General features: G+C 57.0%; 11 protein-coding genes and 2 tRNA genes. 2 read left to right on the top strand and 11 right to left on the bottom strand.

The window, feature by feature from the left end; genetic code table 11:
• Positions 1 to 2: 2 nt before the first annotated feature.
• The 11 genes from HBA26_RS19515 to mltB all read right to left on the bottom strand — a co-directional run bounded on the left by HBA26_RS19515 (position 3) and on the right by mltB (position 9,807).
• Positions 3 to 76: transfer RNA gene (locus HBA26_RS19515), tRNA-Arg, on the bottom strand.
• Between the two features lie 4 nt (positions 77 to 80).
• Positions 81 to 173: transfer RNA gene (locus HBA26_RS19510), tRNA-Ser, on the bottom strand.
• Between the two features lie 342 nt (positions 174 to 515).
• Positions 516 to 701, bottom strand: a complete 186-nt coding sequence (gene csrA / locus HBA26_RS19505; RefSeq protein ID WP_000906486.1) for a carbon storage regulator CsrA — start codon at positions 699 to 701, stop codon at positions 516 to 518.
• Positions 702 to 942: 241 nt separating this feature from the next.
• On the bottom strand, positions 943 to 3,570 hold the full coding sequence (gene alaS, locus HBA26_RS19500; protein ID WP_028014187.1) for an alanine--tRNA ligase: 2,628 nt from the start codon (positions 3,568 to 3,570) through the stop codon (positions 943 to 945).
• A 131-nt stretch (positions 3,571 to 3,701) separates the two neighbouring features.
• Positions 3,702 to 4,202: a recombination regulator RecX gene (gene recX, locus HBA26_RS19495; RefSeq protein ID WP_028014188.1), complete on the bottom strand. Its 501-nt coding sequence runs from the start codon at positions 4,200 to 4,202 to the stop codon at positions 3,702 to 3,704.
• Between the two features lie 68 nt (positions 4,203 to 4,270).
• Positions 4,271 to 5,329, bottom strand: a complete 1,059-nt coding sequence (recA, locus tag HBA26_RS19490; RefSeq protein WP_028014189.1) for a recombinase RecA — start codon at positions 5,327 to 5,329, stop codon at positions 4,271 to 4,273.
• An 89-nt stretch (positions 5,330 to 5,418) separates the two neighbouring features.
• A complete protein-coding gene (gene pncC, locus HBA26_RS19485; RefSeq protein ID WP_028014190.1) occupies positions 5,419 to 5,916 on the bottom strand; it encodes a nicotinamide-nucleotide amidase in 498 nt (165 codons plus the stop codon).
• A 129-nt stretch (positions 5,917 to 6,045) separates the two neighbouring features.
• Positions 6,046 to 6,924 (bottom strand): metal ABC transporter substrate-binding protein, encoded by an 879-nt coding sequence (locus tag HBA26_RS19480; RefSeq protein WP_048960112.1) that lies wholly within the window; start codon positions 6,922 to 6,924, stop codon positions 6,046 to 6,048.
• A 14-nt stretch (positions 6,925 to 6,938) separates the two neighbouring features.
• A complete protein-coding gene (locus HBA26_RS19475) occupies positions 6,939 to 7,799 on the bottom strand; it encodes a metal ABC transporter permease (protein WP_108780345.1) in 861 nt (286 codons plus the stop codon).
• Positions 7,796 to 8,449, bottom strand: a complete 654-nt coding sequence (locus tag HBA26_RS19470; RefSeq protein ID WP_126344970.1) for an ATP-binding cassette domain-containing protein — start codon at positions 8,447 to 8,449, stop codon at positions 7,796 to 7,798. The genes HBA26_RS19475 and HBA26_RS19470 overlap by 4 nt, the downstream gene beginning before the upstream one ends.
• 257 nt (positions 8,450 to 8,706) lie before the next feature.
• On the bottom strand, positions 8,707 to 9,807 hold the full coding sequence (mltB, locus tag HBA26_RS19465; protein ID WP_206512917.1) for a lytic murein transglycosylase B: 1,101 nt from the start codon (positions 9,805 to 9,807) through the stop codon (positions 8,707 to 8,709).
• A gap of 253 nt (positions 9,808 to 10,060) precedes the next feature.
• Here mltB and srlA point away from each other — a divergent pair, with 253 nt between their 5' ends.
• Entirely contained in the window at positions 10,061 to 10,624 is a 564-nt protein-coding gene (gene srlA / locus HBA26_RS19460) for a PTS glucitol/sorbitol transporter subunit IIC (protein WP_003862164.1), read from the top strand.
• Positions 10,621 to 11,580 (top strand): PTS glucitol/sorbitol transporter subunit IIB, encoded by a 960-nt coding sequence (locus tag HBA26_RS19455; RefSeq protein ID WP_045261264.1) that lies wholly within the window; start codon positions 10,621 to 10,623, stop codon positions 11,578 to 11,580. The genes srlA and HBA26_RS19455 overlap by 4 nt, the downstream gene beginning before the upstream one ends.
• Positions 11,581 to 11,589 lie beyond the last annotated feature (9 nt).

Below are 11,589 nucleotides of genomic sequence, written 5' to 3'. Positions count from 1 at the left end.
GGTGCATCCGGGAGGATTCGAACCTCCGACCGCTCGGTTCGTAGCCGAGTACTCTATCCAGCTGAGCTACGGATGCAAAATGGCGGTGAGGCGGGGATTCGAACCCCGGATGCAGCTTTTGACCGCATACTCCCTTAGCAGGGGAGCGCCTTCAGCCTCTCGGCCACCTCACCACACAACGCCTCTTTCGAGTGCTTCGAGCAACTCGTTAAGAGCTTCTCGTCGCTGCGTGGCGCATATATTACTTTCTGGGACTTATAAGTCAAACAATTTTCCAAAAGCTTTTATCGTTTGCACAAATCACACGCAATTCGCATGTAAAAGCCGCAAAGAGGGTGTTTTATAAGCGGATTTTGCAGGCAATGCCACAGAAAACATCTGCCGAAATGGCGGTATTGAGACGAGTTAAGGGTAACAGAGTGGTTAAAAAGAGAGCGATTGAAATTAAACGGTAACTTTGAGCAGGAAAAATAGCGGGAGGGTTGCGTCTCGCCCGACAGCGAGACGCGACAATATCAGTAACTGGACTGCTGGGATTTTTCAGCCTGGATACGCTGGTAGATCTCTTCACGGTGGACAGATACTTCTTTAGGAGCGTTAACACCAATACGTACCTGGTTACCCTTTACCCCTAAAACTGTCACGGTGACCTCATCCCCAATCATGAGGGTCTCACCAACTCGACGAGTCAGAATCAGCATTCTTTGCTCCTTGAAAGATTAAAAGAGTCGGGTCTCTTGTATCCCGGCATTATCCATCATATAACGCCAAAAAGTAAGCGATGACAAACACGTAAAGTGTAAGCAGTCACGGCATCACATTCTGTTAAACGTAAGTTTAGCCGATATACACAAACTCAACCTGACTTTATCGTTATCGATAGCACAGTGAACAAGACGCCATAACGTTGCCGCTATGGCGTCTGCTTGTGCTTTGTAGTTATTACAGTTTCGCGCTTACCCAGCTTTCAACGCTGGCTAATGCCGCAGGAAGTGCCGCCGCATCCGTACCACCGGCTTGCGCCATGTCCGGACGACCGCCACCCTTGCCGCCCACCTGCTGAGCGACCATACCAATCAGTTCCCCTGCTTTAACGCGGTCGGTCACATCCTTAGAGACCCCCGCAATCAGAGAAACCTTACCTTCTGCCACTGTCGCCAGCACGATAACGGTAGAACCAAGCTGGTTCTTGAGATCGTCGACCATAGTACGCAGCATCTTAGGCTCAACGCCCGCCAGATCGCTGACCAGCAGTTTGACGCCCTTAATGTCTACAGCCTTGCTGGAGAGGTTTGCACTCTCCTGCGCCGCAGCCTGCTCTTTCAGCTGCTGCAGCTCTTTTTCCAGCTGACGCGTGCGATCCAGCGCAACGCGCACTTTCTCGCCCAGATTCTGGCTATCGCCTTTCAGCAGCTGCGCGATGTCGTGCAGCTGATCGCTCTGCGCATGCAGACTGGCGATTGCGCCTTCACCGGTCACCGCTTCAATACGACGCACACCTGCAGCCGTACCGGATTCGGAAACAATGCGGAACAGGCCGATGTCACCGGTGCGCGAGGCGTGAGTACCGCCGCACAGTTCGGTAGAGAAGTCGCCCATGCTCAGCACGCGAACGCGCTCGTCATATTTCTCGCCAAACAGCGCCATCGCACCTTTTTTCTTCGCGTCCTCAAGATCCATGATGTGGGTCTCAATTGGCAGGTTACGACGGATCTGCGCGTTCACCAGGTCTTCCACCGCGCGAATTTCAGACGGCTTCATCGCTTCAAAATGCGAGAAGTCGAAGCGCAGCACTTTATCGTTTACCAGAGAACCTTTCTGTGCAACGTGGGTACCCAGCACGTCGCGCAGGGCTGCGTGCATCAGGTGGGTTGCAGAGTGGTTCAGACGAATGCGCGCACGGCGTGCTTCATCAACGTTAGCCTGTACGCCCTCGCCCACTTTCAGAGAACCGGATACCAGTTTGCCCTGGTGACCGATCGCCTGACCGTATTTCTGGGTGTCGCTGACGCTGAAGCTAAAACCGTTGCCTTTCAGTTCGCCTTTATCGCCAACCTGGCCGCCGGATTCCGCATAGAACGGCGTTTTGTCCAGAATGACGACGGCTTCCTGACCCGCGCTGATGCTGTCTACGGCTTTACCGTCAACAAACAGGGCGGTCACTTTGCCGGTCAGTTCCAGCGCTTCATAACCTTTGAATTCAGACGCGCTATCAACGCGGATCATCGCGTTGTAGTCTGCACCGAAACCGCTGGACTCACGCGCACGACGACGCTGCTCTTCCATCGCGGCTTCAAATCCTGCTTCATCAACTTTGATGTTGCGCTCGCGGCAAACGTCCGCCGTCAGGTCAACCGGGAAGCCGTAGGTGTCGTACAAGCGGAAAGCGGTTTCGCCATCCAGCGTGTCACCCTTAAGCTTCGCCAGTTCTTCGTCCAGCAGCGCCAGACCGCGCTCCAGCGTACGAGCGAACTGCTCTTCTTCGGTTTTCAGAACCTGCTCAACCTGCGCCTGCTGGCGTTTCAGCTCGTCGCCGGCTGACCCCATCACGCCAATCAGTGGCCCAACGAGTTTATAGAAGAAGGTGTCCTTCGCGCCCAGCATGTTGCCGTGACGGATCGCACGGCGAATGATGCGACGCAGCACGTAGCCACGGTTTTCATTCGACGGAATAACGCCGTCGGCAATCAGGAACGCACAGGAACGAATATGGTCTGCGATAACGCGCAGCGATTTGTTGTTCAGATCGGTCGCGCCGGTAACGTTCGCAACGGCTTTGATCAGGGTGCTGAACAGGTCAATCTCGTAGTTGGAGTTAACGTGCTGCAGAACCGCGGCGATACGCTCCAGGCCCATACCGGTATCAACGGATGGCTTCGGCAGCGGCTCCATAGTGCCGTCAGCCTGGCGGTTGAACTGCATGAAGACGATGTTCCAGATCTCAATATAGCGATCGCCGTCTTCTTCCGGGCTGCCTGGAGGGCCGCCCCAGATATGGTCGCCGTGATCGTAGAAGATCTCGGTGCACGGACCGCAAGGACCGGTGTCGCCCATCTGCCAGAAGTTATCAGACGCATATGGCGCGCCTTTGTTATCACCGATGCGAATAATACGCTCGCGCGGGATACCCACTTCTTTTTCCCAGATTTCGAACGCTTCGTCATCGGTTTCGTAGACGGTCACCCACAGACGCTCTTTCGGCAGGTTGAACCAGTTTTCACCGGTCAGCAGCTCCCATGCGTATTGAATGGCATCATGTTTGAAGTAGTCGCCGAAGCTGAAGTTACCCAGCATTTCGAAGAAGGTGTGATGGCGCGCGGTGTAACCGACGTTTTCCAGGTCGTTGTGTTTACCGCCCGCACGCACGCAACGCTGTGAGGTTGTGGCGCGGGAATAATTACGCTTGTCGAGACCAAGGAACACATCCTTGAACTGGTTCATCCCGGCGTTGGTAAACAGCAGAGTCGGATCGTTGTTCGGTACCAGGGAGCTGCTGGCAACAACCTGGTGTCCCTTACTATGGAAAAAATCGAGAAACGCCTGACGGATCTCAGCGGTGCTCTTGCTCATAATTATCCTGAAATCAAGCTAACGAAATGTCGTAGCCAGCCTGTATCGGTAAACCGTTGGACGGACCAGCTACTGGAAAAAGTGGGAATAAGATAAGTTTTCTTTAGTGGGAAGTAAAATCCCGCATGCGTTCAATCGGCAAAATTACGCCAGATATCCTGAATATCTTCCATCAGAAAGCCGCGGTAGAGCAAAAAGCGCTGGATTTTGACTTTTTCTGAAAATTCACGCGGCAGCGGTTCGCCGTACTTACGAATCGCCTGCTCTTTTGCCAGTTCGCACCAGTCCGTGTCGCTTTCGCGCATCGCTTTTTCGATGGACTCCCTGGCCACCCCTTTCTGGTTAAGCTCCTGACGGATGCGCGCGGGCCCGTATCCTTTACGCCCACGGCTGGCGAGAAAACGCGAGGCAAACCGGTCATCGTCCAGGTAATGATGCTCATAGCACCAGGCCACCACGCGGTCGTAGTCTTCCGCAGTGGCATCAATCTCCTCCGGCCCGTTTTTGCTCATGACGGGCGCTGACAGCTTCCGCCGCAGCTCCTGTTCACTGTGGTCGCGCACGGCGAGAATGCGTACCGCACGATCCAGCAAGCGCGCGTAGGCGGGTCGGCGTGATGTCGGTTCACTCATAAAAAACCTGCAGAATCAGAAATGCAAAAAGGGCCGCGTCAGCAGCCCTTCATCTTTACACGAGAGACTTAAAAGTCTTCGTTGGTTTCTTCAGCATCCGCGGCATCCACCACGAAATCAGGCTTGGAGTCCTGGTTGTTCAGCAGAAGCTCACGCACCTTCTTCTCAATCTCTTTCGCCGCAGCCGGGTTCTCTTTCAGCCAGGAGATAGCATTCGCTTTACCCTGACCAATCTTGTCACCGTTGTAGCTGTACCAGGCGCCCGCTTTTTCAATCAGCTTCTCTTTCACGCCCAGGTCAACCAGCTCGCCGAGGAAGTTGATACCTTCGCCGTAGAGAATCTGGAATTCGGCCTGTTTGAACGGTGCTGCGATTTTGTTCTTCACAACCTTCACGCGGGTTTCGCTACCCACCACGTTCTCGCCCTCTTTCACCGCGCCGATACGGCGGATATCCAGACGGACAGAGGCGTAGAATTTCAGGGCGTTACCACCGGTGGTGGTTTCCGGGTTACCGAACATCACACCAATTTTCATACGGATCTGGTTGATGAAGATCAGCAACGTATTGGACTGCTTCAGGTTACCGGCCAGCTTACGCATCGCCTGGCTCATCATACGTGCCGCGAGGCCCATGTGAGAGTCACCGATTTCACCTTCGATTTCCGCTTTTGGCGTCAGCGCCGCAACGGAGTCGACGATGATCACGTCAACCGCACCGGAACGTGCCAGCGCGTCACAAATTTCCAGCGCCTGCTCGCCGGTGTCCGGCTGGGAACACAGCAGGTTGTCGATATCAACGCCCAGCTTACGGGCATAGACCGGGTCCAGCGCGTGCTCGGCATCGATAAACGCACAGGTTTTACCTTCGCGCTGCGCCGCTGCAACAACCTGCAGGGTCAGCGTCGTTTTACCTGAGGATTCCGGACCGTAGATTTCTACGATACGCCCCATCGGCAAACCGCCCGCGCCCAGTGCGATATCCAGAGAAAGCGAACCGGTGGAGATAGTTTCCACATCCATGGAACGGTCTTCACCCAGGCGCATGATGGAGCCTTTACCGAATTGCTTTTCGATCTGGCCCAGTGCTGCCGCCAACGCTTTCTGTTTGTTTTCGTCGATAGCCATTATTACTCCTGTCATGCCGGGAGAAGCAACTGCGCTTCACCATGGACTTCTGTTCTGTTGGTGCAATTATACTGTATAGTCATACAGTATCAAGTATTTTGTAGAAATTGTTGCCAGAGCGTTTTTAACGCATAAACGGTAGCCTGACGACGCACGCTTTCGCGATCGCCGCTGAAGCACTCCCGGCGGGTGATCCCTTCCCCTTTGGACGTGGCAAACCCGAACCAGACGGTGCCGACAGGCTTCACGTCGCTGCCGCCGTCCGGCCCCGCGATGCCGCTGATGGAAATGGCGTAATCTGCCCGCGCCTCTTTCAGCGCGCCAATGGCCATTTCAATGACAACCGGTTCGCTGACCGCGCCATGCTGTTCCAGCGTGGCTTCGCGCACGCCAATCATCTGCGCCTTAGCTTCGTTACTGTAGGTCACAAAGCCACGTTCAAACCAGGCGGAACTGCCGGCGATATCGGTAATCGCTTTCGCCACCCATCCGCCGGTGCAGGATTCCGCGGTGGTAATAGTCGCGCCACGCTGCTTCAGGGCAAGGCCAACGATCTCGCTAAGCTGCATCAATTCATGGTCAGTCATTCTTGCTCCAGGCTTGAGAAAAACGTGCAGCACAAGATAGCACTTTCTCGTCAGATATGGGGATGCGCTTCAGGTTTTACGAGGGGGCTTCAGAAAAAAGCCGGTGCGGGCGCACCGGCTGTAGAAATATTATTTCATGCTGTTCGCAAGCGTATCGACATTATGGCGAAACGCTTTAACGTAGGTGTCTGCTGCCCCACCTTTTGCCGACAGGGCTTCCGGGTAAAGTTCGCCGCCGGGCTGTGCGCCCGTCGCCGACGCAATCTGCTTCACCAGACGCGGATCGAGCTGGTTTTCCATAAACCACGTTTTCACGCCGTCGGCTTTAATCTGCTTGATAATCTCCGCCACCTGCGACGCGCTGGCCTCGCTCTCTGAAGAGAGTCCTTGAGGTGCCAGGAAGGTTACGCCGTAAGCGCGGCCAAAATAACCAAACGCGTCATGGCTGGTCAGCACTTTGCGCTTTTCCTGCGGGATCTGGCTAAAGCGCGTTTTTGCCCAGCTGTCCAGTTGAGTCAGTTGCGCAATGTATGGTTTTCCTGAAGCCTCCAGCGCCGCTTTGTCTTCCGGATCGGCTTTCACCAGCCCGTTCAGAATATTTTGCGCATACAGCGCACCGTTCGCCGCGCTGTTCCAGGCGTGCGGATCGGTCACGGTCTTTCCATCTTCCTCAAGCGTGTGGGTTTTCACCCCGTTTGAGGCAACGACCAGCTGGCCTTTGAACCCGGAGGCTTTCACCAGGCGGTCGAGCCAGCCTTCCAGCCCCAAACCGTTGACCACGACCACGTCAGCCTTGCTCAGCGCCGCGCTGTCCTTAGGCGACGGTTCGAAGGTATGCGGATCGCCGTCCGGCCCCACCAGCGTCGTCACGTTTACACGATCGCCCCCCACCTCCTGCGCGATATCCCCCAGTATCGAAAAGCTGGTGACCACATTCAGCGTTTTCGCCATCACGCTATGCGACATCATCCCCAGCGCTAGCGCCATGATTAATCCTGTACTTTTCATCGTTTCCCCTTGCGTTAATAAAGCGCCCGCAGGCTGCCAGCCAGCCTGCTGCGCGTGCCAAATAAAACGGAAATAAAGAACAGCGCGCTGGCGGTCAGCACAATAGATGGCCCCGCGGGTAAACTTGCCGCCCAGGAGAGGCTTAGCCCCAGCCACGCGCAGAAAATACCGCTGATACCGGCCATCAGGAGTAATCCGGGTAAGGTGCGAACCCAACAGCGCGCCGCTACCGCCGGGAGCATCATCAGCCCGACGGCCATCAGCGTGCCGAGCACCTGAAAACCGGCCACCAGGTTCAGGACCAGCAGCGCCAGAAACAGACCGTGCAATAAGCCTGGTAGCCAGCGGGCATTCACCTCCAGCCAGGCGGTGTCAAACGCCTCCGTCACCAGCCCGCGGTAAAAAAGGGCCAGCATGATAAGGGTGAAGATGCACACGCCGGTCACAAACAGCGCGGCGTCGTTGTCCACCGCGAGGATTGAGCCAAACAGCAGATGCAGCAGATCGACATTCGAGCCGCGCAGAGATACCAGCGTGACGCCCAGCGCCAGTGATCCCAGGTAAAAACCGGCAAAGCTGGCATCCTCTTTCAGCGGCGTACGGCGGCTGACCAGCCCGGCCACCAGCGCAACGGCAATCCCGGCGATAAACCCGCCGACGGTCATAGCCAACAGCGACATCCCGCTGAGCAAATACCCCACGGCGACGCCGGGCAAAATGGCGTGAGAAAGCGCATCGCCCATCAGGCTCATCCGGCGCAGCTGAAGAAACACGCCGAGCGCGGTGGTGCTGACGGAGAGCGCCAGGCAAACCACCAGCGCGCGGCGCATAAAGCCGAATTCGATAAACGGCTGGAAGAATGTGTGCCAGATCATGCCACCCTCACCCGTTCGGTTTTCCACTGGGGGGCGTCAGCATCCAGCCGCAGCGTCTGCGGGAAGTGGCGCGCCACGCGCTCGCTGTCGTGCAGTACCGCGAGCAGCGTTTGCCCCTGCATATACATCTCCAGCATCAGATCCATCAGCACGTTGCAGGTCGCTTCATCAACGCCGGTGAAGGGCTCGTCGAGCATCACCAGCGGCGCCTGCTGGACTAACACGCGGGCAAAAAGCATGCGCTGAAACTGGCCGCCGGAGAGTTCATCAATGGTGGAGAGCGCCATTGAGTCAAGCCCCACGCGCTCAAGTGCACCACTAATGCGCAGACGCGCTTCGCGACGAAAACCGGCGAAAAGCGAAATTCCGGGCCAGCAGCCCATGCTCACCACGTCCTGCACGGTCAGCGGAAACTGCGCTTCCAGCGCGTGACGCTGCGCCAGCCATCCGATTACCGGTCGTCTACCCTGCCAGTGAAATCTGCCGCTGACGGGCGGAATAAATCCGGCGAGGGTTTTCAGCAGCGTGGATTTGCCGCAGCCGTTGGCACCGATAATGGCGGTCATGCTGCCGCGTTCAATCACGCCCGAAAGCGGACGCGTGACGGGCTGGCGGTCGTAGCCCGCAACCAGTGCGTTCATCACGATCATGGCAGCGCCACCGCCCAGCGCACGGCCAGCCCGAGAAACAGAATGAGCACCATCGCCAGCAGCAGCCGAACCGGGGATGAGAGAGAAAATAGGGACATGGATATTTCAACTCAAAAATAATGTTATAACATAACAATAATGAAAGGCGATGAAGATGTAAACGGCGGGAATGAAATGGGAGTGTGGCGAAATGTTTCTGCGGGAAAGAGGTGCGCGCGGGTGCCCTCTCCCACAGGGAGAGGGCGGAAAAAGGCGAGTTACTGACTAAACGGCGACGCCGCCGGGACGCGAGCCTGCGATACCGCCAGCCCCAGTTGCCACACCGCCATCGCATAGTGGGTGCTATGGTTGTAGCGGGTGATGGTGTAGAAGTTCGGCATGCCGTACCAGTACTGGTAGCCGGTTCCCACGTCCAGACGCAGCAGGCTCACCTGGTCAACGTTGCCCAGCGGCTGGGTTGGCGTTAAGCCTGCCGCCGTCAGCTGCGCAACGCTGTATTTGGTTTTAAAGCCGTTTTCCAGACCAAACGCTTCGCCGTTCGCCCGCACGGCAACCTGGCCGCCCGGCGTCCAGCCGTGCGCTTTGAAGTAGTTCGCCACGCTGCCGATGGCATCCACCGGATCCCACAGGTTAATGTGACCATCCCCGTTAAAGTCGACGGCATACTGTTTATAGGACGACGGCATAAACTGGCCGTAGCCCATCGCGCCGGCAAATGACCCTTTCAGATCGAGCGGATCGTCCTGCTCGTTGCGCGCCATTAGCAGGAAGGTTTCCAGCTCGGAAGAGAAATACTCCGCGCGGCGCGGGTAGTTAAAGGAGAGCGTCGCCAGTGCGTCGAGGATGCGGGTTTTGCCCATCACGCGCCCCCAGCGAGTCTCTACGCCGATAATCCCGACGATGATTTCCGGCGGCACGCCGTAAACCTGCCACGCGCGGTTGAGCGCATCTTCATACTGGTTCCAGAACGCCACGCCGTTTTGCACGTTGTCCGGGGTAATAAACTGTTTGCGGTAGCGCAGCCATGCGCCGTTCGGCCCGCTCGGCACCTGGGCGGACGGTGCCTGCCTGTCCATCAGGCGCAGAACGTAGTCCAGACGCTTCGCCTGAGACAAAATTTCATGCAGCTGCTGGCGGTCGAAACCGTGTTTGCTCACCATTTTATCGATGAACTGCTCGGCCGCCGGGTTATTCGCGAAGTCGCCTCCCATCTGCATCATATTGTGCTGCGGCTCCAGCAGGAATCCCCCGGAAGGCGCGCCCGCCGTTTGCTGAACGGCTTCGGTCTTAGGTTTGCTGCTACAGGCAGACAGCAGGATAAGCGCAGGCAACAGCGCTGCATAACGACGCTTGAACATGAGACATCCATTTAACGGGTTCGATAAGAACCCAGTATGGTAAAGCATCCGCAACACCTCAAGGAAGCGGTACGCGCCTCCACAACGCAAATCCACGCTTTTTTCCACCGAAAATCATTCATCCCATCAATTAACTTTCAAAATAATACATTTTTCTTTCATTGTGAGATCTAACCAACACTTTAAAACCTTTCAAAGTGATTATTATTAGCCGCAGTTATACAAAAACAAAAAAGCCCCACAGGAGAGAAGAATGATAGAGACCATCACCCACGGCGCCGAGTGGTTCATCGGGCTGTTTCAGAAAGGCGGAGAAGTGTTCACCGGCATGGTGACCGGGATCCTGCCCCTGCTGATCAGCCTGCTGGTGATCATGAACGCGCTGATCAACTTTATCGGCCAGCAGCGCATCGAACGCTTTGCCCAGCGCTGCGCCGGTAACCCGCTGTCCCGCTACCTGATATTGCCATTCATCGGCACCTTTGTTTTCTGTAACCCGATGACCTTAAGCCTCGGCCGCTTTATGCCGGAAAAGTACAAGCCGAGCTACTACGCCGCCGCCTCCTACAGTTGCCACTCGATGAACGGCCTGTTCCCGCACATCAACCCCGGAGAGCTGTTTGTCTACCTCGGGATCGCCAGCGGCCTGACCACGCTTGGCCTGCCGCTCGGCCCGCTGGCGGTGAGCTACCTGCTGGTTGGCCTGGTGACCAACTTCTTCCGCGGCTGGGTGACTGACCTCACCACCGCTATTTTCGAGAAAAAAATGGGCATCCAGCTTGAACAGAAGGTCCATCTTTCAGGAGCGACAGCATGAACCGGATCCGCATTGAGAAAGGCACGGGCGGCTGGGGCGGCCCGCTGGAGTTCGACGCCACCGAAGGCAAAAAGATCGTCTACATCACCGCGGGCACGCGCCCGGCGATTGTCGACAAGCTGCGCGAGCTGACCGGCTGGGAAGCGGTTGACGGCTTTAAAGAGGGCGAGCCGCCGGAAGCGGACATCGGCGTGGCGGTGATTGACTGCGGCGGCACGCTGCGCTGCGGCATCTATCCGAAGCGCCGCATTCCGACGGTGAATATTCACTCCACCGGGAAATCCGGCCCGCTGGCGCAGTACATCCTTGAGGACATTTATGTCTCGGGCGTGAAGGAGGACAACATCACTCTGGTGAATGGCACTGCCGCGCCGCAAAAAGCAGCCCCGCGCGAGTACGACACCAGCAAGAAGATCACCGAGCAGAGCGACGGCCTGCTGGCGAAGGTCGGGATGGGGATGGGCTCCGCCGTGGCGGTGCTGTTCCAGTCCGGGCGCGACACTATCGACACGGTGCTGAAAACGATTCTGCCGTTTATGGCGTTCGTCTCGGCGCTGATCGGCATCATCATGGCGTCCGGTCTGGGCGACTGGATTGCCCACGGCCTCGCCCCGCTCGCCAGCCACCCGCTCGGGCTGGTGACGCTGGCGCTGATCTGCTCCTTCCCGCTGCTGTCGCCGTTCCTCGGCCCGGGCGCGGTGATTGCTCAGGTCATCGGCGTGCTGATTGGCGTGCAGATTGGACTGGGGAACATTCCCCCGCACCTCGCCCTGCCCGCCCTGTTTGCCATTAACGCCCAGGCGGCGTGCGACTTCATCCCCGTGGGGCTGTCGCTGGCCGAAGCGCGCCAGGACACCGTGCGCGTGGGCGTACCGTCCGTGCTGGTGAGCCGCTTCCTGACGGGCGCGCCGACGGTGCTGATTGCCTGGTTTGTCTCCGGCTTTATCTATCAATAAGAGGTTCCT

Source organism: Enterobacter sp. 725m/11, assembly GCF_011683705.1.
Taxonomy (GTDB): domain Bacteria; phylum Pseudomonadota; class Gammaproteobacteria; order Enterobacterales; family Enterobacteriaceae; genus Enterobacter; species Enterobacter bugandensis.
Note: the sequence above shows the minus strand (reverse complement) of the source record. Positions and strands in the feature narration are given on the sequence as shown.